Raw genomic sequence first — 23,188 nt, forward strand, 5'->3', positions numbered from 1 at the left:
ACGGCTCAGCTGGCGCGACGCCGTGTGCCGACTATGCGTCAGCTGTGGGATTCGGCAACCGGACGGTGAACACGGTCCGACCCGGACGGCTGTGCACCTCGACAGTGCCGTGGTGGGCCTCCACCACCGCCGCGACGATCGCCAGGCCGAGGCCGGTGCTGCCCTGCGCGCGGGACCGGGAGCTGTCGCCCCGGGCGAAGCGTTCGAAGATCTCCGGTTGCAGCTGCACCGGCACCCCGGGCCCGTCGTCGGCGACGGTGAGCACGGCGCTGGTGCCGTCGACGGCCAACGTGGTGGTGACGGTGCTGCCCGGCGGGGTGTGCACCCGGGCGTTGGTGAGCAGGTTCGCCACCACCTGGTGCAGCCGGGCGGCGTCGCCAGGCACCCGGATCGCCACCTCGGGCAGGTCGAGCTGCCAGCGGTGGTCGGGGCCGGCGACGTGCGCGTCGCTGACCGCGTCCACCACCAGGGCGGTCAGGTCGACCGGTTCGACAGCGAGGGGACGGCCGGTGTCGAGGCGGGCCAGCAGCAGCAGGTCGTCGACGAGGCTGGTCATCCGGGTGCTTTCCGACTCGACCCGGCGCAACGCGTGCGCCACGTCGACGGGCACCTCGTCGCGGCCGCGCCGGGCCACCTCGGCGTAGCCACGGATCGCCGCGAGCGGCGTGCGCAGTTCGTGGCTGGCGTCGGCGACGAACTGGCGTACCCGGGTCTCGCTGGCCTGCCGGGCGGCGAGCGCGTCGGCGACGTGGCCCAGCATCCGGTTCAGCGCCGCGCCGACCTGACCAACCTCGGTGCGCGGGTCGGTGTCGGCGGCCGGCACCCGGACGGCGAGCGCCACCTCCCCACGGTCCAGGGGCAGCTCGGTGACGCGGGTGGCGGTGGCGGCCACCCGGTGCAGCGGTCGCAGGGTGGCCCGCACGATCAGCGCCCCGGCGGCACCGGCGATGACCAGCCCGATCGCGGCCACCCCGAGCTGCGCCGCGATCATCCCCCAGACGATCTCCTGGACGCCGGAGAGGGGGATCGCGACGACGCGTACCCGACCGTCCCAGTACTGCCGGGCCACGGCCCGGTAGTCGCCGCGGTCACCGAGGTCGACGGTGCGCGGTGCGGTGTCGACCGGCACGTCCGCCAGCGCGGCAACCTCCCCCACCGGCACGGACCGTGGGTCGGGGAACGCGTTGGAGCCGGACTTGGTCAGGGTCCGGGCGCTGGTCACCCGGCCGTCGGTGATCTCGGCGACCACGGTGCCGGACGGCAACCCGGGTGGGATGCCCGGTCCGTTGCCGGGGAAGGCCGGCCGGCCCGGCCGGTCCCCGCGCATGGCCGTCGCGGGGGCCAGCTGGGCGTCCAGCCGGTCGATCAGGAAGTGCCGCAGCGCCACAGTGGTCAGGCCACCGATGGCGACGCTGACCAACGCCAGCAACGCGAGCAGGGCGAACACCAGTCGGGTACGCAGGGAGCACCCGGCCAGCCAGCCGCGGACGGCGCGCAGCGGACGGCGGTGGCTACTCGGCGGGTTTGAGGACATAGCCCGCGCCGCGCAGGGTGTGGATCATCGGCGGCCGACCGGCGTCGATCTTCTTCCGCAGGTACGAGATGTACAGCTCCACCACGTTGGCCTGGCCACCGAAGTCGTAGTTCCACACCCGGTCCAGGATCTGCGCCTTGCTGAGCACCCGGCGCGGGTTGCGCATCAGGTAGCGCAGCAGCTCGAACTCGGTGGCGGTGAGGGTGACGAGCTGGCCGCCCCGGCGGACCTCGTGGCTGTCCTCGTCGAGGCTGAGGTCGCCGACGGTCAGCACCGCCTCCTCCCGGGCGACGACCGCGAGCCCGGAGCGGCGCAGCAACGCGCGCAACCGGGCGATCACCTCCTCCAGGCTGAACGGTTTGGTGACGTAGTCGTCGCCGCCGACGGTCAACCCGGCGATGCGTTCCTCGACCGCGTCGCGGGCGGTCAGGAAGAGCACCGGCACGGTGGGGGCGTCCTCGCGCAGCCGGCGCAGCACCTGGAAGCCGTCCAGGTCGGGCAGCATCACGTCGAGCACCACCGCGTCCGGTTGGAACTGTCGGGCGGTGCTCAACGCCGCCGTGCCGCTGCCGGCGGTGCGCACCTGCCACCCCTCGTAGCGCAGGGCCATCGACAGCAGGTCGGTGAGCGTGGGTTCGTCGTCGACCACCAACACCCGGACGGGTTCGCCGTCGGGGCGACGCAGCTCGATCCGGCTCGGCGCGGCCTGCCCGTTCATGACCATGCCCCCATCGTGGCCACGATGCCTGTGCCGCGCCCCTGCGGACGCTGTGTGCCAGCTGTACGGCCGGGCCGCCGCGCCGCCACCGGTCAGCCCCGCCTCGTGGTCACTCGGACACCCCGTACGCGTCGGTGCGCACGAAACGCATGCTCCAGCCGCCCGCCTCGTCGGGCCGGTCACGTTCGTAGAGATGGTCGGGGCCGGGCTGCACCGGGCCCGTACCGTCCGGGTGCCGCATGATCCAGCGCTGGGGTGGGGCGCCGTCCGACCCCGCCGGTAGCAGCCGGACCAGGCCGTCCGCGGGCCCGCCGACGAAGCGTACGGTGACCTCGCCCATCGCGGTGTCCCCTCAGGTGACCGTGCCGGCACAATCGGTGACACCGGCTCTGGCTCGCAAGCTACCGCACCCCGCCGCCGGGGCGCAGCGAGTGCGCGGGGCCGTCCGGCCTCGGTTTGCCCAGTTCGGAGTACGGGTACCGCGATCGAGCACCCGGCCGTCGGCGGGGCGAGGGCGAGGAGTGGTCGATGCGGACGCTGGACGGGCGGTACCGGCTCGAACAGCGCATCGGCGTGGGCGGGATGTCCGAGGTGTGGCGGGCGTACGACCAGGTGCTCGACCGGCCGGTCGCGGTGAAGCTCATCTCGCCCGGTCGCGACGACCAGGACGGCCCGGTGGACCGGATCCGCGCGGAGGCCCGGTCGGCGGCCCGCCTGGAGCACCCGAACGTGGCGAGCGTGCACGACTTCGGCACCTCCTCGACGTGGCCCGGCCGGCCGGTGTCCTACATCGTGATGGAGCTGGCCGAGGGTGAGACGCTCGCGATGCACCTGCGCTCCGGGCCACTGGACTGGCGGATCGCGGTGCGGGTCTGCGCGGAGGTCGCCGCCGCGCTGGCCGCCGCGCACGCCGAGGGCATCGTGCACCGGGACGTCAAGCCCGCCAACGTCATGCTCACCCCGGCCGGGGTGAAGGTGCTCGACTTCGGCATCGCCATCGCCGCCGGCGCGCTGGACCCGATGCCGTCCGGGATGGTGCTCGGCACCCCGGCGTACCTGGCACCCGAACAACTGGAGAAGACGCCGGCCACCCCGGCCGCCGACATGTACGCCCTCGGCGTGCTGCTCTACTACAGCCTCACCGCTCGCCTGCCGTACCGCGCGGAGACCGCCAGCGAACTGCTCCTCGCCCGCCGCTGTCAGCCGCCGGAGCCGCTGCCCGACATCGCCGGGCTCCCGGCGGAGGTCGCCGAGCTGTGCCACTCCTGCCTCGCCGACGACCCCGAGCAGCGTCCGAGCAGCCTGGTCGCGGCGCTGCTGCTGGCCGAGGCGGTGGACGCCCGGGTGTACGTGCCGTTGACGATCCCGACGGCCCGTCGGCAGGCCCCGACGTCGCCGTGGACCGAACGGGCCGCCGCGGAGGCCACCGAGGCGGTGGCGCTGGTGGACGAGCCCTCGCGGCGCTGACCGTACGACGCACGGCGTTTCGCCGGGCGACGGCGGGGTAGCCGGCCTGGTGAGCGACGGGAGAAACGCGATGCCGGATCAGAGTTCCTGGCTGCGTGAGGCCACAGCGACCGCCGAGGGCGGTCACGTACGCACCGACGATGGCGGGCTCTCCACCGCGCTGGCCTCACCGCTGGCGCCGCACTGCACCGGGCTGACCCCGGAACAGTTACTGGCCGCGGCCTTCGCCTCCTGCCTGCACCACGCGGCGGTGGAGGTGGCCGGGGAGATCACCGACGAGGCGCACACCGTGCAGGTCCGGGCGGAGGCGAAGCTGGGACGCGACAACGACGGCCGGTACCGGGCCGACGTGCACGCGGAGATCTCCTCGGCCGGCCTGAGCCGAGATCAACTGGCCGACCTGGTCGAGTACGCCGACCGGCTCTGGCCGTTCTCCAGCGGCGACGCCAGCCGACACCGGCTGACCGTCACCCCGGCCGAGAACGGCCGACACTGACCCGCCGGGCGGCCCCGACCCGAGGTCGCGTCGGGTCTCGCATGATCGACTCGGGTTGCTGAAAGTCGCGGTGTCCGGGTGGCGGGGTTACCCCGACTTCATGAAAGCCGAGTGGATCATGTCGGTCTGCCTCGTTCGGCCCCGCCGCCAACGAGGCACCACACCCCCAAGATCGTGCCCGATCCAGGAAACAGGCCCCTCGCCAGGCCGGGGAGGCCACTACCACAAGGATCGAGCACGATCATCGCGAGCGGCGAGACCGCCCGCCGGAGGATCGGCCGAGGAGGCGGTGGGCCTTCCGGTGGCCTCGCATCGGGCGTTCGGTGGAACCTGGAGCGCGGCCGGACGTCGGACCGACGGCACCTCGCCGCGAGCGCATTCACCCGGCAAATCGGGAATAACCGACTAGAGGCATCCGCGAGGTTGATCAGCTTGGCTGGGGTTTTGCCCACTTAAGTCGGCAAGATCAGGGCAAATTGTGGCGCATGCCACCGTACCGGCCGATGGCATCGGGCATTCAGCTCTTTAGCCTCGGCAGGTGCATCCCGACGACCCCTCCGCCCAGAAGCTGACCGACGCGCGCCCGACCACCCCATCGGACGACGCCGCATCAACCGAACGGACGATCGGCCGTCACCGCGCCGCCGAACCGCGACGACGGGCCCTGCTGGGCTCGACCCCGGTGCGGGTGGCGCTGGCCACCGGTGTCACCTGCTGCCTCAGCCTCGTCGCGGTCGCCACCGCCCAGGGCAACGACGACACCCCCCGTACGGTCGAGCCGCTCGCCGAGGCGGTGGCCGAGCGCGCCGCCATCGCCGACGAACGCGCCTCCCGGTCCCTGGACCGCGACCTCGCCCCGGCCCGGGTCCTGCCCAGCCCGACGGCGAAGCCCACACCCAGCCCCACCGCCGTGCGCAAGACACCCAAGAAGCCGGTCAAGCCCCGCCGACCCCGGCCCGTCGCCGGCCTCGACCAGGCCCAGATGGACAACGCGAAAATCATCGTGGACGTCGGCCTGGAGATGAAGATGCCGCGCCGCGCCCTGGTGGTGGCGTTGGCGACCGCCATGCAGGAGAGCAACCTCTACAACCTGGCCAGCGACGTCCTGCCCGAGTCGGCGCAGTACCCGAACCAGGGCAGCGGCTCCGACCACGACTCGGTCGGGCTGTTCCAGCAGCGGCCCAGCAGCGGCTGGGGCACGGTGGCCCAACTGATGCGCCCGTCGTACGCCGCGCGAGCCTTCTACAGCGCGCTCAACGAGATCCCCGGCTGGCAGGACATGAGCGTCACCTCCGCCGCCCAGGCCGTCCAGATCTCCGCCTACCCCGACGCGTACGCCCAGCACGAGGACCGGGCGACCACCGTCGCGGCGGCGCTCACCGCCTGAGCCGGGCGACCAGCCCCGCGGCCACGCGTCTCAGCGACGGCCCGGCGGCTGCGCGCCCGGGTCCGGCCCACCGGCCCCGACGCGACTGCCCGGCACACCGGCGGCGGCGGTCGGGGTGTCCGCGGGCACCTGGTCGACAGTCACCTGGCTGAGGATCTCCTCCACCCGCGCCTCGCGCCGTCGACGGGCGTCCAACGCCGCCTCGACGTCACGTCGGGCCTGCACGGCCTCCGCGTACGCCTGCTCGCGCACCCGCCGTGCCTCCTCGCGGGCCTCGTCCAGCTCGACGCGGGCCTGGGCCAGGATCTCGGCGGCCTCGCGCCGCACCGCGTCCCCGGCGTGCCGGGTGACGGCGGCGTCGCCCAGGTCCAGCCGTTGCAGCAGCCCGCTGAGCCAGGCCGCCTCCTGACGGATCTCGTCCCACTCCCGGGCCGCCCCGGCCGCGCTCTCGGCCCGCGCCGCGAGCCGGGACAGCCGGATCCCCAGCTCGTCCAGGCAGTAATCCACCTGCCGCTGGTCGTAACCGATGTCAACGACGGAGAACCTCATACTGTCGCCCCCAGGCAGCCGCTGTTACTTCCCCACCTGGATCCTCGGCCGGGACCGCTCGCGCCGAGGAGGTTCGGGGAAAATGTTCAGCATCCGCTCAGGTGGCGGCGGCGTCAGGTGCGCTTGGGCAGCACCACGACCCGGCCGAAGAACTCGTCGATGCGGCGGACCACGTCGTTGAAGTCGTCCAGGTCGATCGGCTTGGTGACGTACGCGTTGGCCTGCAACGTGTAGCTGCCGACGATGTCGGTGTCGGCGTTGGAAGTGGTCAGCACGACGATCGGGATGGTCCGCAGATCCTCGTCCTGCTTGACCGCACCGAGCACCTGCCGACCGTCCATCCGCGGCATGTTCAGATCCAGCAGGATCACGTCCGGTCGGTGGGCCTGCTGGTGCCGGCCCTCGGCGCGGAGAAACTCCATCGCCTCCTCGCCGTCACTGACCACATCGATGATCTTATCGACGTCGGAGTCCGCCAGCGCCTCCTCGATCATCAGCACGTCACCCGGGTCGTCGTCGACCACCAGGATGCGTACCGGCTGCGGGCTGTCTACGCCCATCACTACCTGCCTCAGAGTCGGCGGGGACGGGACCCTGACGGTCACCGCGCTGGCGGGAAAATGCTGGCGGGGAAATCTAGCCCATCAGGACGCACTGCGGGACGCGGGGTCGACCGACTCCGGTTCGTAGCGCAACACGTCGGCGAGTCCGGTCACCCGCAGCACCCGCTCGACCCGCCCGTGGGCGCCGGTGAGCCGGAGCCACCCGCCGTCGGCGGCCGCCCGGTTGTCACCCCGGACGAACACGGCCATGCCGGTGGAGTCGCAGAACGTGAGGTCGGTCAGGTCGAGCAGCACCCGGGTCTCGCCCGCCGCGGCGAGCCGGTCGATCATGGCGGACAGCTCGGGGGCGGTGCTCAGGTCCAGCTCGCCGGCGAGCCGCAGGCAGGCGCCACCACCGTCGCGCTCGACGTAGTTGACGCTGAACGTCACCGTTCTCCCCCTCGCTCCACCCATGGGTGGGACGTTTGCAGTCCGGCAAGTATACGCAGAGCTGACCGCGCCACCGCCGAGCGCGGTGATCGACAAGAAGCCACCAGCGGGTCGGTCAGCGGGGCATACCAGGCAGCGCCGCCGATCCCAGCGCCAGCGCCCGCGCCGCCCGCGGGAAGTCCCGCAACGCGACCCCGTAGTGCTCCAGGGGCAGGGCGATCGCCCCGACCGGCACCCCACGACTGAGCAGGATCCCCGCCAGCCACTGCACGAACTCGGTGAACAGCGAGGCGTCGTCGACGTAGACCGCGGCGGCCAGGAAATCAACGATGTGGCCCAGGTCGCTCACTGTCGCGTCGAGCTGCGCGGCGGTGTACTCCCGGGTCGCCGGCACCCGCTCCCGCAGCTCCGCCAACGCGCTGTCGATCAACTCACCCCGACGGCGCAGGAGGCTGGGGTACTCGTCGTCGGCCAGGTGGGCCAGCCGGGCCGGCGGCGCGCCGCGCAGCGCCCGCTCGTCGGCGATCAACTCGGCCGCCGAGGGCGCGTCCGGCGCCCACGCCACCCCGAGCCGTCGCGCCCACCGGCCGTCAGCGCCGAACCCGCGCCCGCCGACCACCACCGGCACGTCCGAACGGCGGCACGCCTCGATCATCCGGTGGGCGTACGGCAGGCGCATCGGCAGCGCGCACGCCAACGCGACCGCGTGCGCGTCGTAGCGGTGCAGATACGACACCAGGTGCGCGGCGGGCACGCTGGCCCCCAGGAAGGTCACCTGCCACCCGCGTAACCGCAGCACCTCGGCCACCAGCCGGGGCGGCAGCGCGTGCCACTCGCCGTCCATGCAGGCGACCACCACCCGACCGCCGGTCGGCCGTGGCTTCACGTGCGCGGACACCGCCGCCACCACCTGTTCGCTGATGTGGGTGGCCGCGTGTTCCTGGGCGACGCTCCACTCGTTGCGCGCCCACCGCTCGCCCACCTCGGCCTGGGCGGGAGCGACCAGGTCGAGCAGGACCCGTTCCGCCGCGACGCCGGCGTCGAGCAGGCCGATCGCCAGGTCGGTGGCGGCGTACTCGTCAGCGTCGGCGAGGTGGTCCAGGTAGCCGGAGTACGCCTCACCGAGGTCAGGAACGGCCATGGCGGCGGTCACGCGTCGATCTCCTCTGTCCGGTCGATGCCGGCGGGCACCGAGTGCAGGTGCCGCCCTCCGCGCCCGCCCGGGCCGGCCGCCCGCAACGCCAGCACGGCGATGTCGTCGTGGTCGCCCTGGGCCAGCCAGTCGCAGGTGACCTGCTCGACCCGTTCGGCCAGGGCCGGCGCGGGCATCCGCTGGCAACCGGTCAGCGCGGTGACCAACCGCTCGGGGCCGAACTGCTCGTCGCCGCGCCGGCCGCCTTGGGCCTCGGTCACGCCGTCGCTGTAGAGCAGGCAGGTCTCGCCCGGCGCCAGCCGCACCGTCACCTCCCCGACGCGGGGGTCGGGCACCACCCCGATCAGCATGCCGCGCAGCGGCACCACCTCCACCTCGCCGGAGGCGCGCAGCACCAGCGGCGGCAGGTGCCCACCGCCGGCCAGGCTGAGGGTGAGGCCACCGTCGCGCTCCGGGCGGGCGACGCCGAGCACCATCGTGGCGAAACGGCCCTGGCCGTGCGCCTGGGTGGTTTCCAGCAACGCGTCGTTGAGCAGCCGCAGCAACCGCGCGGGGTTGGACTCCAACCGGTGCAGCGCCTGCAGGCACTGGCGCAGTTGGCCGGTGAAGACGGCGGCCTCGACGCCCTTGCCCGACACGTCGCCCAGGAAGAACACCGAGCCACCGTCGGTGAGCCGGTGCGAACCGTAGAAGTCGCCGCCGATGCGCAGCCCTGCCTGCGCCGGCCGGTACGCGGTGCCCCACTGCACACCGACGGCCTCGACCGGCTCGACCGGCAACAGGCTGGCCTGCAGGGTGTCGGCCACCTCCGCCTGGTCGCGGTAGAGCAACGCGGTGGTCAACGCCGCACCGGCCCGGGCCGCGAACGCGCGGACCAGCTCCACGTCGTCCTCGTCGTACCAGCGGGTGGCGCGGCGGGCGACCAGCAGCACACCGACGGGCGCGTCACGGCCCGGCAGCGGGACGACCCGGGCGACGGTCTCGGTGTCGGCGAGCCCCGGCAGCCACCCGGCATCGACCGCCTGCTCGACCAGCCAGTCCACCGCGTGCGGCTCGGCCCCGGTCAGCCCGTCGGCGATGGCTGTCGGCAGCTCGCCGCCGACCAGCACGCCGCTGTCCACCGCCGGCGCTTCGTCGTCGGTGCGCGAGGCCCGCCACCAGCGGGCGCGCCCGGCGCGCGGGGCCAGCACCAGCACCGCCACCTCGGCCAGGGTCGGCAGGGCGAGTCGGACGACGGCGGCGGCGGCCCGGTCCGGGTGCAGCGGGTTGCCGAGCTTGTCGCCGACCACGGCCAGGAACGCCGAGCGGGCCCGCTCGGCGAGCAGCGCGTCGGCGCGGCTGACGCTGTCGGTGACGTCCTCGACGTACCAGCAGCAACGGGCACCGGAGAGCGGCACCCGGCGCACGGTGAGCCGACGCCCACGATGGGTGAAGCCGCCGTGGGCGTCCTCGCTCAGGCCGGGCACACCGGCGGAGCTGAGCGGCTCGCCGGACGTCACCTCGGGCAGCAGCCGCTCGGCCACCGGGCTGACGTGGCGCACCACGCCATCGGCGTCGCAGACCACCAGGCCCTCACGGAAATGCTCGACGACCTCGAACCAGTCGGGCGGGGCCTGACCCCGGTCGGGGGCCAGTGGCGGCATGGCCGTCGTGGTACGGCGAACGTCGGCGGACCACGCCGAGGGTCGTGTCGTGCTCGGCGTGGAGAGCCGTCCGTCGCCCGGGTCACAGTCCCTGACGTCGGAAGCAGTCACCAGCTGAGCCTCACTCCTTGTCGTTTAGCGAACCCGTGTTGTCGTTCACCGAACCCGTGCCGGAACGGGCGTCCACTGTCAAAAGCCTCCAGCCCACCCTACGCCCGAACCCGGACAGCGGCATCCCACGGCAGGTGGCGGGCATCGCCACGGCGGTGGACGCCACACCAGGGACACGGGTTCGCTGTCACCGCCCCGCTTTGCGTTTTGTCGGCTGGCAAGGAGAATGGTGGGATGCCCGATCAGCTGTTGACCATCGAGACAACCCGGCTCGCCGCCGGGCACGTCCGACTCCGGCTGACCGGCGAGCTCGACTACGACACCGCGCCCGAGCTGATCGCCGCGGCGGCCGAGCTGCGCAGCGGCGTCCCGGTGCTGGTCGACCTGACCGGGGTGACCCTCTGCGACTCCTCCGGGCTCAGCGCGTTGCTGGTGGTGCACCGTGCCGCCGGGGCGATCCAGTTGACCGGGGTCAGTCCCCAGTTGCAGCGGATGCTCGACCGCACCGGCCTGAGTGAGTTGCTGGCCGTGGCGTACTCCGACGACGTGCGCGCCATCGGCTGATCCGCCGGCCATCCCCGGATCCGTTCGGGGATGGCCCCCGACCCTGGGACCTGGGGTCGGGGGCCGGAGGAATGTCTAGGGCGCCGTCATCGGCTGGAGCCGGGGGCCGTCGGCACGCAGTTCGCCGACCGGGGTCTCATCGACGTCCTCGGGCTCCCCCGAATCGGGCGTCTGGTACAGGTAGCGGACGAACTGCCCACCCGCCTCGTTGTCGTCCGCGCCGGGCCACTGGCCGATGCAGTCCATGCCGATCACCTCGCGGCCGGTCCCGTCGGCCTCCTCCAGCAGCGCCCACAGGCTCACCGGGTAACACCTGGTGACCTCGGGTGTGAGCTGCCAGCGGGCGTACCAGCCGGGTCGGGCGGGAACGATCTCGACGACTTCCTTCATGACGACCTTCCTTCCGTGTACCTCGGAAGAACTCCGGTCCTGACCCGATCGTGCGGGCCGTGCGGGTGAGCACCCCTCACCCCGCCCGGATGAAGCGTGGCGCAGGCCGGTCCGACCCGGCCGGCGGCCTCCGTTTCGTCCTCTCCGACGGCGGGAAGGCGACTGGCGCAGCCACGATCCCCAGCGGAAAGGGGTGCACCATGCGCAAGCAGATGGAGGGCGACAACCAGCGCCGTCGGGCCCTGGCCCGGCAGGCCCGGGAGCAGAGTCGCCAGCCCAGCGAGATCGGCGCCAGCCTGAGCGCCTCCAAGCAGCTCACCAGTCTTGAGGCGGGAAAGCGGGCCGGCCCACCAGCGGCCGGACCGCACAAACCGGACAGCACGCGCGGCGGTCCGGCACCGCCGCCGGTCGGTAGCGCCGACAATCCGCGACCCCAGCCGTCCTCGCCGGGCGGCGCGGCGGGTGTGCGCAGCATGGGCTACCACGACCTGGTCGACGAGGTGCGGCGTCGCGCCGGGGTCGACTTCAAGACGGCGAAGGTGGGCACCGAGGCGACAGTGCTGGTCCTCGCGTTCGCCCTGGAGGCCGCCGAGCGGCAACGGCTGCTCGCCGCGGTGCCGGCGTCGCTGCACGACGTGCTGCCGGTCGACGGCATCGAGCGGCACCAGGACCTGCCCGGCTTCCTGGCGGAGGTGGGCCGGATCAGCGGCAACACCCCGGAGCAGGCCCGCTACCAGGCGGAGGCGACGATCGCCGCGCTCGCCGAGCAGGACGGCGACCTGGTCGAGTCGTTGCACGTACCCGACGGGTTGCGCGACCTGCTGAACCCGCCGGCGGCGGGCGGTGGCCTGGTGGGCGCCTCCACCACCACACCCACCCTGGACGACGACGAGATCAGCGCGGCGTTGGACGACCTGCCCTACTGGAGCGGCGACAGCCAGGGCCTGCACCGGGTGGTCGCGCTGCCGCCGGACAACCTGGACCGGGTGCTCGCCCGGCTCGACCGGCTGCGCCGGGACAACGGCCGCGGCCCGAGCATCGGACGGCCGGGAGACACCGCAGCCGTTCTGACGGTACGGACCAACCAGGCCAACGGGGTGACCGCGCTCGACGTGGACCTCGCCCGCCAGATCGATGACGCGATCGACGAGGTGGGGGCCGGGATGGCCGGCGGCTGACCGGTCACCGCGACATCGGCGGGCCGGCGGGTTCGGGGGCGACCCCGCCCGTCGGCCCGTCCGTCGTGCCGGGCCACCGGTCGGGTGGGCCGTGGGCTCGGCTAGCGTGCCGGACATGAACCGCGCCGCCGACCGGCTGGAACTGGTCGCCGACCCGGTCCGCCGGACCGGGCGGACACTGCTGTCCGCCGGGGTCGAGCAGTCGTACGTGGATGTCGAGGACCCCCGCCACCTCCATTTCGAGTACGTCCGGCGGATCGCCTCGGCGGTGGACGTGGCGGCCCCAGCCGGTGCGCCGCTGAGCGTCCTGCACCTGGGCGGCGGGGCGTTGACGCTGCCCCGCTGGCTGGCCGCCACCCGGCCCGGCTCCCCGCAACGGGTCGTCGAGCGGGACGCGGCGGTGGTCGAGCTGGTGGCCCGGGAGTTGCCGCCGCTGCCGCCGCAGGTGCGGGTGGAGGTCGCCGACGCGCGGGACGCCCTGACCGCCACCCCGGCCGGCCGCTACGACCTGGTGATCGCCGACATCTACCGGGCGGCCCGGATGCCCCGGCACGTCCGCACCGTCGAGTTCGCCGCCGAGGTGGCCCGCGTCCTGCACCCCGACGGGTTGTACCTGGTCAACGTCACGGACCTGCCGCCACTTGTCGGCACCAGGGTGCAGGTGGCCACATTGCGCGCGGTCTTCGCCGACGTGTGCGTGGTCGGCGACCGGCGGATGCTGCGCGGCCGCCGGTACGGCAACCTCGTGCTGGCCGCGACCTCCCGCCGCGGCGGGCTGCCGGTGGCCCGGCTGGCGGTGGCCGCCCTGCGTGACCCGGTGCCCGGGGGCCTGTTGCACGCCGCCACGCTCGACACGTTCGTCGCCGGGGCCCACCCCGTCACCGACGCGGACGGCACCTCCGGGCGCTGATCGCCCGTTGCGCCCGCCGTGCCGGGTTTCCGACGGTCTGCGCGGGGAAGGCGCGCCGGATGAGCGACACCGACGACCGGGGCACCGCGCGGCGCACCCTGGTCGTGATCGGTCTGGTGCTGGCGACCGCCCTCGCGCTGGGTTTCGTGTACGCGACCCGCCGGGTGCTGGTCTGGGCGGTGCTCGCCGCGTTCTTCGCGGTCGCGCTCAAACCCCTCGTCGACCGGTTGCAACGTCGCCTGGTCCGCCGTCGGGCGCTGGCCACGCTGCTGGTGTTCCTCGCCGCGTTCGTGCTGCTGGCGATCCTGGCCGCGCTCATCCTGGTGCCGCTGTTCGGGGAGTTGAGCCGCTTCGCCGACCGGGCTCCCGAGCTGGTGCGCGACGCCCGCGCCGGACGGGGCCCGGTGGGGCAGCTGCTGGAGCGAACCGGGGCGCGGCGCTACCTCAGCGAACACTCCGAGCAGCTGCGCGGCTTCGGCGGGCAACTGCGCCAACCCGCGGTCGGCGTGCTGCGCGGCGTCGTCGAGTCGATCGCCGGGCTGGTTACTGTCATCGTGCTCGCGTACCTCATGGTGTTGGAGGCGCCGCGGATCATCCGCGGTCTGCTCGCGCTGGCCGGGGACGGTCAGGGCGAGCGGCTGCGTCGGGTGGGCCGGGAGGTGTCGCGCACCGTCACCGGCTACCTCACCGGGAACCTGCTGATCAGCGTGATCTGCGGGGCGCTGACCTACGCGGTGCTGGCCCTCACCGGGGTGCCCTTCGCGGCCGTGATCGCCCTGCTGGTGGCGGTCGCCGACCTGATACCGCTGGTCGGGGCGACGCTCGGCGCGGTGATCGCGGTCGGTGCCGGCTTCCTGCACTCCCCCACCGCCGCCGTGGTGGTGCTGGTCTTCTTCGTGGTCTACCAGCAGGTGGAGAACCACCTGCTCCAGCCACTCATCCTGTCCCGCGCGGTCCGGCTGAACCCGTTGACCGTGCTGGTCAGCCTGCTGCTCGCGGCGGAGCTGGCCGGTCTGCTCGGCGCGCTGCTGGCCATCCCCGCCGCCGGCATCGTCCAGACCCTGCTGCGCGAGTACGGCCCGCGCCGGCTCCGGCCCGCCCCACCGGCCTCACGGCCGGGACGACCGGCCGGCTCCACCGACTGACGCTCTCCTCCCCGCGACCGGCCGGGTGCCGGCTCAGCGGATCCGGGTCGCGACCTCCGGGGTGGTGCTCTCCAACGGCACCGCGTTCGCCGGCACCAACCCCAACTGGACGGCCGACCGGGTCAACGCGGCGTCCAACGCCCAGTCGGCACTGACCCGCGTGCGGTTTCCCGGCATCGCCATCAGGTGGTACGCCCGGGTGACCGCCTTGGCCGGCAACCCGGCCAGGTTGACCTGCAACGGGTTCGCCGCCGCGTCCTTGCCACCGAGGTCGACGACCCAGCCCAGGTCGTGGTGCTTGTACGGCTTGCGCCGGCCGAACCCGTACGACGCGGCGATGTTGTACGCCGCGCGCTTGCCCTGCCGCTGCGCGTGCTGGGCCGTCATGCCGCAGACCTTCCCCGGGTTGACCAGGTCCGGCACGGCGGCGGCGTCGCCGCACGCGTACACCTCCGGGTAGCCGGGAACGTTGAGGAACTCGTCGGTCACCAGTCGACCCCGGTCGGTTCGCAGGCCCAACTCGTTGACGAACGGGTCGGGTCGCACCCCCACACACCACACCAGGGTGCAGGTCGGCACGTACTCCCCGTCGGTGAGCTTCACCCCGTCGCAGGTCGCCTCGGCCACCGAGGTGCCCATCCGCACGTCCACCCCACGCCGGTTGAGCACCTTGTGCGAGGTGTCCGACATCCGCTTGTCCAACTCCGGCAGCACCCGCGACGCCACGTCGAGCAGCATCCAGCGGGGGCGGACGGTGAGCCGCGGCCGTTGGGCGTGCAGCGCGTCGGTGAACAGCTGCCCGTGCGCGGCGACCTCGGTGCCGGTGTAGCCCGCCCCGACCACCACGAAGGTGGCCCGGGCCTGCTGCTCCGCCGGGTCCTCGGCCTGCTCGGCCAGCTCGAGCTGGCGGACGATGTGATCGTGCAGGTAGACGGCCTCGGGCAGGCCACGGAAGCCGTGCGCGTACTCGGTCACCCCGGGGATGGGCAGCAGCTTGTTGACGCTGCCCACGGCGAGCACCAGCCGGTCGTACGCCAGCCGGTTCTTCTCCCCCTCGGCCTGCGTGAAGCCGACCCAGCGGTTCTGCAGGTCGACGTGGTCCGCCTCGCCGACCACCACCCGTACGCCCTTGAGCGTCCCGGTCAGCGGCACGGCGATCCGCTTGGGTTCGACCACCCCGGCCGCCACCTCGGGCAGCAGCGGCAGGTACAGGAAATAGTCGGTGGAGTTCAGCACCACGATCTCGGCCCGGTCCCGGGCGATCCGGCTCAACGTCTTCGCCGCGTGGTAACCGGCGAACCCGGCCCCCACGATCACCACACGAGGTTTCGTCATTGCGGGCCGTTTCCCGTCGCAGCCCGCAACAAACGTCCGACGGCAGGCCGCGCTCAGCTCGGCTGCAGCCGGACGTGGCCGCTGCGGCCGATCGCCTCCACCTCCCACTGGTGGCCGAACGCTCGGACCCGCTCGGCGGCGATCCGGCCCAGCTCCTGCGGGACGTCCGGATCGAGGACCAGCCGGCCGTTGGCCGGGTTGACGCCGAGCATGGCGCGGATCAGGGCCAGCGGCGTGCCGGCCGCCCACGCCTGCGGGCTGCACGCGGTCGGGAACGGCACGGCGAACAGCAGCCGCTTGCGATCGAAGCCGCTGAGAGCCTCCGGCAGCCGGTAACCAAACTGTTCGGCCGCCTCGATCATCGCCAGACTGATCCGGTTCGACTCGGCCCGGTAGCCGTACCGGGCCAGACCGAGCGCGGCGATCGAGTTGTCGTGCGGCCAGACCGTGCCCAGGTGGTATCCGAGGGCGTTGTAGAGCCGCTCCTCCCGGGACAGCGTGCGGATGCCCCAACCGGAGAACATGTCCGGCGACATGAGCTGCCGCACCACCGCGTCGGCCCGCTCCGGCGCCACGATCCCGCTCCACAGCAGGTGACCCATGTTGGAGGTCTTGGAATCGACGCGGTTCTTGTCGCCGTCCAGGGCGACGGCGTAGTAGCCGCCCCGTTCCTCGATCCAGAAATCGTGGTTGAACCGCTCGTACAAACTGGTGGCCTCGGCGCGCAGCCGGCGCGCCAAGACGGGGTCGTCCAACGGCCCGTCGAACAGCTCGGCGAGTCGCAGTTTGGCGTCGTAGGTGTAGCCCTGTAGGTCCGAGGTGGCCAGCGGGAGCACGGGGATCCGGCCGTCGGAGAAGCAGACCCCGTCCGGGGAGTCCCGCCAGCACTGGTTGCCCAGCCCTTCGGGCGAGCGGGTGGCGTACTCGACGTAGCCGTCGCCGTCCCGGTCGCCGTACTCGTCGATCCAGCGCAACGCGGCCAGCGCGTTGTCCCGCAGGTGGCGGATGGTCTCGTCGTCGCCGCTCCAGCGCCAGTACTCGGAGAGCAGGATCAGCCAGAGCTGGGTGGCGTCGGCGGTGCCGTAGTACGGCCCGAACGGTTTCTCGCCACTGCGGGTCAACTCGCCGCTGCGCACCTCGTGCAGGATCTTGCCGGGCTCCTCGTCGGTGAAGTCGTCGCACGTCTCACCCTGCAGCCGGGCCAGCGCGAGCAGCGTGCCCTTCGCCAGCGCCGGCCCGGCGACCAGCGTCTGATACGCGGTGATCAGGGTGTCCCGGCCGAAGACGGTGAGGAACCAGGGCAGTCCGGCACCGGGTAGCAGAATCCGCTGGCCCTTGACCTCCAGGTCGAGCCGCAGTGCCGCCAGGTCGTTGCGGGACTGCCGCACGGTCCGTTCCAACGCCGCGTTGTCGCTGCGCAACACCGCCCGGTCCGTCAGCCACCGGCGCAGCGGGTCGTCGGCCCGGCCGTGGATGACGTCGGCGATGTCGCCCCGGACCGGCTCGACCACCCCCATCCCGGGCGGCAGGGGCACGTGCAGGTCGACCTGCCACTCCTCGCCCTGGCCCAGCTCCAGTTCCCACACCAGGTCGTCGCCCTCGATGCGGTCGGCTGGTTTCGCGCAGCACACCCGGGTCTGCGCGAAGAAGTCACCGCGCTGGTAGGAGAAGCACAGCTCGGACCCGTCGTCGGCGTGGTCACGGCTGATCTCGGCGGAGCGGTCCCGGACCGTCGACTTGACCTCGAACAGGTCGGCGAAGTCGGCGGCGACGGCCAACCGCAGTTCCACCCGGACCGGCTCCCGCCGGAAGGAGATCAGTTCCACGCGTTCGTGAAACCCGTCGCCGACGTAACGTAGGCGCCGCAGGCCCAGCGTGTTCGGTGGCAGGCCGGGCACCTCCGGGTTGGTGAGGACGTACTGCGCGGAGTAGTGGTCGATGGTCTCGGCGCGCAGCAGCAACAACTCGCTGCCGTTGACGGTCAGGTTCCATCCGCTGACCAGGCGGGTGTCCAGGTGGACGAGTCCGCCGATGCTGCCCGTCGGCACATCCCCGCACGCGTTGGAGTACAGGAACGTGGGCCCGCTGAGCACCGCGAGGGAGTCGGGGCCCAACTCGGGCGGAATGGCCCGCTGGTCGGCCCTGTCCGCGTCCGCGACGGACACACCGGGGGTGGGATTGGCAGGGGTCGCGCGAACGGCAGCCATGACACCCACCGTAGGAATGAGGGTACGCAGCGTCATCACCCGGTCCGGGTGAAGGTTCCGAGGCTCCTGGGAGACGAATTAACAAGATCGCAATCCGGGTTTCGGCAACTCACCGGCGTGGCCAGGGCGTTTGACACCGCGCAACACGTTCCCGACCTTCGGAGTTCCCAGGTGCGTACCCGATCCACCGTCGCCGTGCTGGCGTCCCTGACGTTGCTCGCCGGCTGCACAGCAGACCCACCGACCGCACCTACCTCAGGCGGCACCTTCGCCACCCCGCCCGGCGCACCGGCGCTCTCCGGCCCGTACGCGGCGTGGGCGGCGGGTGTGTCGACGCCGGTCGTCGACCCGCTCTACCCGGAACGCGGCACCGACGCGGTGGACGTGCTGCACTACGGACTGGACCTGAACTGGTCGCCCACCACCCGCACCCTCACCGGCACGGCGACCGTGCACCTGCGCCCGACCCGGGATGCGCCCTTGGTGAGCCTGGACTTCACGCCGTACGCCATCGACACCGTCACCGTCGACGGCACGACCGCCGTCGGCGCCGTCGCCCACGAGAAACTGGTGGTCGAGACGCCGGTCCGGGCGGACGTTCCGATCACCCTCGTCGTCGGTTACCACGGCAAACCGTCCACCACCCCGATGCCGTCCAAGCGGGGTGACGCGCACCCGCTCGGGCTGACCGTCGACAGCGACGGCGGGATCTGGACGATGCAGGAACCGTTCGGCGCGTTCACCTGGTACCCGGCCAACGACCACCCCTCCGACGAGGCGCTCTACGACATCACCGTCACCGCCCCGAAGGGGTGGACGGGGGTGGCCAGCGGCACCCCGGTCGGGCACAGCGGCAACACGTTCACCTACCGCAGCACCGCCCCGGTGGCGTCGTACGCGACGACCCTGGCGGTCGGCAGGTACAAGAAGCTCGCGGCCACCGGCCCGCACGGCATCCCGGTCACCACCTGGTACCGCGCGAAGGACGCCCGGTACCTGCCGATGCTCAAGCGGTCCCCGGCGTTCCTGACCTGGCTGGAGCAGCGTTTCGGCCCGTACCCGTTCGACTCCGCGGGCCTCGTCGTGGTCGAGTCGGCATCCGCCATGGAAACCCAGCAGATGGTCACCCTGGGCGAGGTCCAGCCGCAACGCGGCGACAAGATGTTCGACCTGACCACCCTGCACGAGTACGCCCACCACTGGTTCGGCGACGCGGTCACGCTCACCGACTGGCCCGACATGTGGCTCAACGAAGGCTGGGCCCTCTACGTGCAGAAGCTCTACGAGCAGGACAGGTACGGGCTCTCCGACGCCGAGTTGGTGGCGACCAGCCGGCAACGCGACAGCGAACTACGCAAGGAGTACGGCCCGCCGAGCAGGCCGGACCCCGCCGAGTTCGGTGCGACGAACGTCTACACCTGCGCCGCGGCGATGATCCGCCAACTGCACCAGGCGCTGGGCGACGAGCGGTTCTTCGCGCTGGCGCGCGGCTGGGTGCAGGAGAACCTGCACACCCAGCAGACCCGGGCGTCGTTCACCGCGTACGTCAACAAGACGACCGGCCACGACTTCACCGCGCTCATCGACGCGTGGCTGGACTCCCCCACCACGCCCCCGGAGACCGGCCCGCTCCCGCAGTGACGCCGTGACCGTCGGCCCGGTCGGTCCGGGCCGGCGGTCAGGCGGGGGTGGGCGCGGTGATCGCCCAGCGTTCGTGGTCGCGCCAGGCGCCGTCGATGAACAGGTAGTCCGGGGAGAAACCCTCCAGCCGGAAACCGAGCTTGCGGGCCACCCGCCGCGACGGCTCGTTGCCCGGCTGGATGTTCGCCTCCAGCCGGTGCAGACCGACCGAGGTGAACGCGTGGTCGATCGCCAGGGCGATGCCCGCCGAGGCGTGCCCGGTCCCGCTGTACGGCAGGAACGCCGCGTACCCCAGGAAGCCACCACGCAGCGCACCGAGCACGATCCCGCTGATGTTCACGTAGCCGGCGATCGCGCCGCTGGCCCGGTCGCAGATCAGGTAACCGGCGCTGTCGCGGCGACGGATCCGGCGCAGGTAGAGGTCGTACTCCTCGGGGGTGGCCGGCGCGGCCAACCACGGATGGTGCAGGTCCCGACTGCGCCGCGCCGCGGCGACGAACTCGTCGGAGTCGGTGGGCCGGGGCCGCCGGATCGCGGCGGGACCACCGCTACGCAGGTATCTCACGGCCGACTACTCTGACCGACCACTGCCGCCGTTGTCCAACCGGCCGCCCGGTGCGTGGCGCCCCGCGATCATGCGGGCGTTGGTCGCCGTTAGCGAGGCATCAGGAGGCTGAACTCCTGACCATCAGGGTCGGCCAACGCGAGACGGCCCGTCCCGTCCGGGTCGGTGCCGAGCCGGGTCGCACCGAGCGAGAGCAGACGGTCGACCTCGACCTGCCAGTCGACGCCAGCGGCCGGGGCGAGATCGAAACGCACCCGGTCCCGGCCGCCGTTCGGCATGTACGGCGGACCGCCCCAGGTGATCTTCGTGCCGCCGTTCGGTGACTGGATGGCGGTCTCCTCGCCCTCGTCCCAGACCAGCGGCCACCCGAGCGCCCGGCTCCAGAAGTACCCCACCGCCTGCGATCCGTCGCAGGCCAGCGCACCGACGAAGCCGCAGCCGGCGAGGAAATTGTTGCCCGGTGCGATGACATCGAACTCGTTGCCTTCGGGGTCGGCGAGCACCACGTGATCGATCTCCGGGCCCTGCCCGATGTCGGCGTGCCGCGCGCCGAGTTCCAACGCCCTGGCCACCGTCTGCCGCTGGTCCTCCAGCGAACTGCTGGTCAGGTCGAAGTGCATCCGGTTCTGGACGACCTTCGGCTGATCCCAGGGCACGAAGCGCAGGCGCAGTTGCGGATCGGCCCCCGGCAGGACCAGGACGCCGTCCTGCGGATCCTCCACCATCTCCCGACCCAGCAGCCCGGACCAGAACCGGGCGAGCCGCAACGGCTCACGCGCGTCGAAGCTGATCGCGAACAGGTGTGCGGTCATCGCTGCGCTCGTCTCCCATCCGACCGGACGCCGTGCCAGCCGTCGGAGCGGGAGCCTAGGGATGCGCCAGGGCGACCGCACCCGAGTTTCGGCGGGGTCATCCGCGATAGGGCGGGGCCACACCCCAGCCCCAGCGGGGGACCGGCGCCTGCCGGACCGGGTCCGCGTCCGGTTGAGAATTGCCCACCGCCAACCGGGTGCCCCATTCGAGGTAGCCGGTGAAGGCGGCACGGAACTCCGGGTCGTCGGGCAGGCCGACCTCGTCGGCAGCGTCCATCATCAAGGAGACCCACCGCCGACGCTGCGCCTCGCTGATCGCCCTCCCCAGGTGCTGGCCGAGCATGTGACGGTAGCCGCCGCGCTCCGTCGTGTAGGTGTCCGGCCCGCCGAAGACCTCGGCGAGCCACACCGCCACGAAGCGGGGGTGCTCCGGGTCCATGTGCGCGAACATCGGCGCGAGCAGGTCGTCGGAGCGGACCAGGCGGTAGAAGGCGTCGCAGAGCCTCATCAACGCGTCGGTACCGCCGGCCCACTCGTACAGGCTCGGCGGGGCGGCGCCACCAGCGCCGGCAACCGGGGTTCGGGCGTAGTGCCGCATCTCCTCGATGTCCTCGACGTACGGCTTGATCGCGGCGAAGAACTCCCGGAAGACCGGACCGCCCCGAAACCCCTTCAGGTGCTCGTCCACCGATGTCCAGGTGATGCGCAACAGGTAGCAGGCGCTGTCGTCCAGGCAGCGGCTCAACTCGTAGTCCACACACTGCGGCGCGGCGCGTAACGCGCCGGCCGCCCGCTCGTACGCCGCCTCGAAGCCGTCCAGCCGCTCCGGCGGCACCCGGTACCTGATGTACTCGATCACCATGGCTACAGCTGAACACCAGTGGTGACGAAGATCAAGTACGCACCATCTGGTGCGTACCGAGGGAGGCCACAATGCCCAAGCGATACCACTGCCCGGTGGAGCTCGCCGTCGACGTCGTCGGCGGAAAATGGCGACCGGTGATCCTGGCCCATCTCAAGGAGGGCGTGCACCGCTACGGCGAACTGCGCCGCCGGATGCCAGGGATCAGCGAGAAGATGCTGACCCAGCGCCTACGCGAGTTGGAGGCCGACGGGCTCGTCCTGCGGCACGACCACGAGACCACACCACCTCATGTGGAGTACCGGCTCACCGAGGAAGGGCTCAGCCTCGCCCCGGTGTTGCAGGCCCTGTACGACTGGGGCGCCGCACGGGCCGCACGTACCGGTACCGTCATCGACGAAACCTCCGCCGCCTGACTCGACGCGCCGCGTTCGGACCGACCCGTCAGAGCGGGCCGGGGAACGGCTGCTCCATCGGCATCGGCACCTGGAGGTAGGTGGTGCCGCGCATGTCCAGCCAGGCCCGGTCCGGCCCGCGCACCAGGCGCACCATCACGGCCTCGCAGGACGGGCAGCGCGCGACCAGACCCGGGGCGTTCGAGTAGACGTGCAGGCTGGCCATCGAGCCGGTCATCCCGCAGTTCTCACAGCGGCCCATCGCGCTGCTCAGGTCGACGGTGAACAGCTCACGCATCGGGCCGTCGAGCATGTTGCCGTCCAGGTACGACATCTCGGTCATGCGATCTCCCTCGACAAGGCGTGAGTCAGCCGGTGGGGCCGAAGCGTTCGGTCTTGACCCGGCGCGACGGGTGGCCGAGACCCACCATCAGGTCGGCCACGGTCTCCACGAACGCGGTCGGGCCACAGACGTAGGTGAGCGGTTCCAGGTCCGGCGGCCATCCGTGCGTGTTGACGTCGGCCAGCCCGATGCGGTGCGGCTCACCGCGCCAGCCCTCGGGCGCCTCACGGGTGTAGACGTACGCGACGTCCAAGCCGAAGTCGTCGCGGCCCCGGCGGCGCAGCTCGTCGGCGTAGATCACGTCACCCGGGGTGCGCACCGAGTAGATCAGCCGGAACGGCGCCTTGCTGCCCACCGCCCGCCGGGCCCGGATCATCGCCATCAACGGCACGACACCGGAACCACCGGCGACGAGCTGCACCGGCGCCGTCTCCTCGGGCCGCCAGATGAACCAACCACCGAGCGGTCCGCGGACCTCTATCGGGTCGCCGGCGCCAAAGACATCGATGAGGTACGGCGACACCTCGCCGTCGTGCACCCGCTGCACCGTCACCTCGATGCGCGGACCGCCGGGCCCGTCCACGGCCGGCCCGGCGATCGAGTACGAGCGGGCCGCCTGGTAGCCGTCCGGGGCGGTGAGCCGCAGGTCGACGTGCTGTCCGGGCAGGTGCCCCGGCCAGTCCGGCACCTCCAGCACCAGGGTCTGCGCGGTCGCCGTCTCCACCCGGCGCTCCACCAGCCGGCCCACCTGCCAGCGATTCGGGGTTCGACGCTGGGTGCTCGTCGCCACG

At 72.3% G+C, this 23,188-nt stretch carries 25 protein-coding genes; 9 read left to right on the forward strand and 16 right to left on the reverse strand.

Translation table 11 applies throughout. The annotated features are described in order from the left end of the window. Nucleotides 1–31 precede the first annotated feature (31 nt). The 3 genes from QCZ28_RS10040 to QCZ28_RS10050 form a co-directional block, all read right to left on the reverse strand. Complete coding sequence (locus tag QCZ28_RS10040; RefSeq protein ID WP_279516402.1) at nt 32–1,477, reverse strand: HAMP domain-containing sensor histidine kinase; 1,446 nt, start codon at nt 1,475–1,477, stop codon at nt 32–34. A 34-nt stretch (nt 1,478–1,511) separates the two neighbouring features. Beyond that, nucleotides 1,512–2,258 (reverse strand): response regulator transcription factor, encoded by a 747-nt coding sequence (locus QCZ28_RS10045; protein WP_279516328.1) that lies wholly within the window; start codon nt 2,256–2,258, stop codon nt 1,512–1,514. A gap of 103 nt (nt 2,259–2,361) precedes the next feature. Next, nucleotides 2,362–2,592 carry a hypothetical protein gene (locus QCZ28_RS10050; protein ID WP_030332596.1) on the reverse strand — a complete coding sequence of 77 codons (231 nt, stop codon included), beginning with the start codon at nt 2,590–2,592 and terminating at the stop codon, nt 2,362–2,364. Between the two features lie 188 nt (nt 2,593–2,780). Between QCZ28_RS10050 and QCZ28_RS10055 the strand changes: the two genes are divergently transcribed. From QCZ28_RS10055 to QCZ28_RS10065, 3 genes are all read left to right on the forward strand, one after another. Beyond that, nucleotides 2,781–3,719 carry a serine/threonine-protein kinase gene (locus QCZ28_RS10055; RefSeq protein ID WP_279516329.1) on the forward strand — a complete coding sequence of 313 codons (939 nt, stop codon included), beginning with the start codon at nt 2,781–2,783 and terminating at the stop codon, nt 3,717–3,719. 70 nt (nt 3,720–3,789) lie between these two features. Continuing rightward, complete coding sequence (locus QCZ28_RS10060) at nt 3,790–4,215, forward strand: OsmC family protein (RefSeq protein WP_030332593.1); 426 nt, start codon at nt 3,790–3,792, stop codon at nt 4,213–4,215. Between the two features lie 538 nt (nt 4,216–4,753). Next, nucleotides 4,754–5,602: a hypothetical protein gene (locus QCZ28_RS10065; protein WP_279516330.1), complete on the forward strand. Its 849-nt coding sequence runs from the start codon at nt 4,754–4,756 to the stop codon at nt 5,600–5,602. Nucleotides 5,603–5,632: 30 nt separating this feature from the next. On the opposite strand, the gene QCZ28_RS10070 is transcribed toward QCZ28_RS10065, so the two are convergent. The 5 genes from QCZ28_RS10070 to QCZ28_RS10090 form a co-directional block, all read right to left on the reverse strand. Further along, a complete protein-coding gene (locus QCZ28_RS10070) occupies nt 5,633–6,151 on the reverse strand; it encodes an ATPase (protein WP_279516331.1) in 519 nt (172 codons plus the stop codon). A gap of 113 nt (nt 6,152–6,264) precedes the next feature. After that, on the reverse strand, nt 6,265–6,711 hold the full coding sequence (locus QCZ28_RS10075) for a response regulator (protein WP_279516332.1): 447 nt from the start codon (nt 6,709–6,711) through the stop codon (nt 6,265–6,267). Nucleotides 6,712–6,795: 84 nt separating this feature from the next. Continuing rightward, a complete protein-coding gene (locus QCZ28_RS10080; RefSeq protein WP_279516333.1) occupies nt 6,796–7,143 on the reverse strand; it encodes an STAS domain-containing protein in 348 nt (115 codons plus the stop codon). Nucleotides 7,144–7,258: 115 nt separating this feature from the next. Next, complete coding sequence (locus QCZ28_RS10085; protein ID WP_347815098.1) at nt 7,259–8,284, reverse strand: cobalamin-dependent protein; 1,026 nt, start codon at nt 8,282–8,284, stop codon at nt 7,259–7,261. 8 nt (nt 8,285–8,292) lie between these two features. Then, entirely contained in the window at nt 8,293–10,050 is a 1,758-nt protein-coding gene (locus QCZ28_RS10090) for a PP2C family protein-serine/threonine phosphatase (protein WP_279516335.1), read from the reverse strand. Nucleotides 10,051–10,284: 234 nt separating this feature from the next. Here QCZ28_RS10090 and QCZ28_RS10095 point away from each other — a divergent pair, with 234 nt between their 5' ends. Next, nucleotides 10,285–10,614, forward strand: a complete 330-nt coding sequence (locus tag QCZ28_RS10095; RefSeq protein WP_279516336.1) for an STAS domain-containing protein — start codon at nt 10,285–10,287, stop codon at nt 10,612–10,614. 75 nt (nt 10,615–10,689) lie between these two features. On the opposite strand, the gene QCZ28_RS10100 is transcribed toward QCZ28_RS10095, so the two are convergent. Further along, complete coding sequence (locus QCZ28_RS10100) at nt 10,690–11,004, reverse strand: hypothetical protein (RefSeq protein WP_279516337.1); 315 nt, start codon at nt 11,002–11,004, stop codon at nt 10,690–10,692. 200 nt (nt 11,005–11,204) lie between these two features. On the opposite strand from QCZ28_RS10100, the gene QCZ28_RS10105 reads away from it, so the two are divergent. From QCZ28_RS10105 to QCZ28_RS10115, 3 genes are all read left to right on the forward strand, one after another. Next, the gene (locus tag QCZ28_RS10105; RefSeq protein WP_279516338.1) at nt 11,205–12,182 is read left to right on the forward strand and encodes a DUF2267 domain-containing protein; all 978 of its coding nucleotides are present in this window, start codon (nt 11,205–11,207) and stop codon (nt 12,180–12,182) included. 115 nt (nt 12,183–12,297) lie between these two features. Then, nucleotides 12,298–13,092, forward strand: coding sequence for a fused MFS/spermidine synthase (locus QCZ28_RS10110; RefSeq protein WP_279516339.1), 795 nt, complete (start codon nt 12,298–12,300; stop codon nt 13,090–13,092). A 59-nt stretch (nt 13,093–13,151) separates the two neighbouring features. Beyond that, nucleotides 13,152–14,237, forward strand: a complete 1,086-nt coding sequence (locus QCZ28_RS10115) for an AI-2E family transporter (RefSeq protein ID WP_279516340.1) — start codon at nt 13,152–13,154, stop codon at nt 14,235–14,237. 33 nt (nt 14,238–14,270) lie between these two features. Here the strand turns inward: QCZ28_RS10115 and QCZ28_RS10120 are convergent, their stop codons facing one another. Together QCZ28_RS10120 and QCZ28_RS10125 are read right to left on the reverse strand one after the other, a co-directional pair. Continuing rightward, nucleotides 14,271–15,572 carry an NAD(P)/FAD-dependent oxidoreductase gene (locus QCZ28_RS10120; RefSeq protein WP_279516341.1) on the reverse strand — a complete coding sequence of 434 codons (1,302 nt, stop codon included), beginning with the start codon at nt 15,570–15,572 and terminating at the stop codon, nt 14,271–14,273. 53 nt (nt 15,573–15,625) lie between these two features. Continuing rightward, nucleotides 15,626–17,779 (reverse strand): glycogen debranching N-terminal domain-containing protein, encoded by a 2,154-nt coding sequence (locus QCZ28_RS10125; protein ID WP_279516342.1) that lies wholly within the window; start codon nt 17,777–17,779, stop codon nt 15,626–15,628. A 171-nt stretch (nt 17,780–17,950) separates the two neighbouring features. Here QCZ28_RS10125 and QCZ28_RS10130 point away from each other — a divergent pair, with 171 nt between their 5' ends. Then, entirely contained in the window at nt 17,951–19,420 is a 1,470-nt protein-coding gene (locus QCZ28_RS10130) for a M1 family metallopeptidase (RefSeq protein WP_279516343.1), read from the forward strand. A 37-nt stretch (nt 19,421–19,457) separates the two neighbouring features. On the opposite strand, the gene QCZ28_RS10135 is transcribed toward QCZ28_RS10130, so the two are convergent. From QCZ28_RS10135 to QCZ28_RS10145, 3 genes are all read right to left on the reverse strand, one after another. Continuing rightward, a complete protein-coding gene (locus QCZ28_RS10135) occupies nt 19,458–19,985 on the reverse strand; it encodes a GNAT family protein (protein WP_279516344.1) in 528 nt (175 codons plus the stop codon). A gap of 89 nt (nt 19,986–20,074) precedes the next feature. After that, nucleotides 20,075–20,797: a VOC family protein gene (locus QCZ28_RS10140; protein ID WP_279516345.1), complete on the reverse strand. Its 723-nt coding sequence runs from the start codon at nt 20,795–20,797 to the stop codon at nt 20,075–20,077. A gap of 97 nt (nt 20,798–20,894) precedes the next feature. Then, complete coding sequence (locus QCZ28_RS10145) at nt 20,895–21,659, reverse strand: antibiotic biosynthesis monooxygenase (RefSeq protein ID WP_279516346.1); 765 nt, start codon at nt 21,657–21,659, stop codon at nt 20,895–20,897. A 71-nt stretch (nt 21,660–21,730) separates the two neighbouring features. Here QCZ28_RS10145 and QCZ28_RS10150 point away from each other — a divergent pair, with 71 nt between their 5' ends. Beyond that, on the forward strand, nt 21,731–22,075 hold the full coding sequence (locus QCZ28_RS10150; protein ID WP_279516347.1) for a helix-turn-helix domain-containing protein: 345 nt from the start codon (nt 21,731–21,733) through the stop codon (nt 22,073–22,075). A 28-nt stretch (nt 22,076–22,103) separates the two neighbouring features. Here the strand turns inward: QCZ28_RS10150 and QCZ28_RS10155 are convergent, their stop codons facing one another. Both QCZ28_RS10155 and QCZ28_RS10160 read right to left on the reverse strand, forming a co-directional pair. After that, nucleotides 22,104–22,397 (reverse strand): DUF6510 family protein, encoded by a 294-nt coding sequence (locus QCZ28_RS10155; RefSeq protein WP_279516348.1) that lies wholly within the window; start codon nt 22,395–22,397, stop codon nt 22,104–22,106. Between the two features lie 25 nt (nt 22,398–22,422). Beyond that, complete coding sequence (locus tag QCZ28_RS10160; protein ID WP_279516403.1) at nt 22,423–23,187, reverse strand: ferredoxin reductase; 765 nt, start codon at nt 23,185–23,187, stop codon at nt 22,423–22,425. Nucleotide 23,188: the final 1 nt, after the last annotated feature.

The sequence above is a fragment of the Micromonospora sp. DH14 genome, assembly GCF_029809455.1.
Taxonomy (GTDB): Bacteria; Actinomycetota; Actinomycetes; order Mycobacteriales; family Micromonosporaceae; genus Micromonospora; species Micromonospora parva.

What these genes read in the sequence shown, in the direction of transcription:
- QCZ28_RS10045 (WP_279516328.1), bottom strand. Translation starts at nt 2,258, where the DNA reads ATGGTCATGAACGGGCAGGCCGCGCCGAGCCGGATCGAGCTGCGTCGC.
- QCZ28_RS10050 (WP_030332596.1), bottom strand. Translation starts at nt 2,592, where the DNA reads ATGGGCGAGGTCACCGTACGCTTCGTCGGCGGGCCCGCGGACGGCCTG.
- QCZ28_RS10055 (WP_279516329.1), top strand. Translation starts at nt 2,781, where the DNA reads ATGCGGACGCTGGACGGGCGGTACCGGCTCGAACAGCGCATCGGCGTG.
- QCZ28_RS10060 (WP_030332593.1), top strand. Translation starts at nt 3,790, where the DNA reads ATGCCGGATCAGAGTTCCTGGCTGCGTGAGGCCACAGCGACCGCCGAG.
- QCZ28_RS10070 (WP_279516331.1), bottom strand. Translation starts at nt 6,151, where the DNA reads ATGAGGTTCTCCGTCGTTGACATCGGTTACGACCAGCGGCAGGTGGAT.
- QCZ28_RS10075 (WP_279516332.1), bottom strand. Translation starts at nt 6,711, where the DNA reads ATGGGCGTAGACAGCCCGCAGCCGGTACGCATCCTGGTGGTCGACGAC.
- QCZ28_RS10085 (WP_347815098.1), bottom strand. Translation starts at nt 8,284, where the DNA reads ATGGCCGTTCCTGACCTCGGTGAGGCGTACTCCGGCTACCTGGACCAC.
- QCZ28_RS10095 (WP_279516336.1), top strand. Translation starts at nt 10,285, where the DNA reads ATGCCCGATCAGCTGTTGACCATCGAGACAACCCGGCTCGCCGCCGGG.
- QCZ28_RS10100 (WP_279516337.1), bottom strand. Translation starts at nt 11,004, where the DNA reads ATGAAGGAAGTCGTCGAGATCGTTCCCGCCCGACCCGGCTGGTACGCC.
- QCZ28_RS10105 (WP_279516338.1), top strand. Translation starts at nt 11,205, where the DNA reads ATGCGCAAGCAGATGGAGGGCGACAACCAGCGCCGTCGGGCCCTGGCC.
- QCZ28_RS10110 (WP_279516339.1), top strand. Translation starts at nt 12,298, where the DNA reads ATGAACCGCGCCGCCGACCGGCTGGAACTGGTCGCCGACCCGGTCCGC.
- QCZ28_RS10115 (WP_279516340.1), top strand. Translation starts at nt 13,152, where the DNA reads ATGAGCGACACCGACGACCGGGGCACCGCGCGGCGCACCCTGGTCGTG.
- QCZ28_RS10120 (WP_279516341.1), bottom strand. Translation starts at nt 15,572, where the DNA reads ATGACGAAACCTCGTGTGGTGATCGTGGGGGCCGGGTTCGCCGGTTAC.
- QCZ28_RS10125 (WP_279516342.1), bottom strand. Translation starts at nt 17,779, where the DNA reads ATGGCTGCCGTTCGCGCGACCCCTGCCAATCCCACCCCCGGTGTGTCC.
- QCZ28_RS10140 (WP_279516345.1), bottom strand. Translation starts at nt 20,797, where the DNA reads ATGACCGCACACCTGTTCGCGATCAGCTTCGACGCGCGTGAGCCGTTG.
- QCZ28_RS10145 (WP_279516346.1), bottom strand. Translation starts at nt 21,659, where the DNA reads ATGGTGATCGAGTACATCAGGTACCGGGTGCCGCCGGAGCGGCTGGAC.
- QCZ28_RS10150 (WP_279516347.1), top strand. Translation starts at nt 21,731, where the DNA reads ATGCCCAAGCGATACCACTGCCCGGTGGAGCTCGCCGTCGACGTCGTC.
- QCZ28_RS10155 (WP_279516348.1), bottom strand. Translation starts at nt 22,397, where the DNA reads ATGACCGAGATGTCGTACCTGGACGGCAACATGCTCGACGGCCCGATG.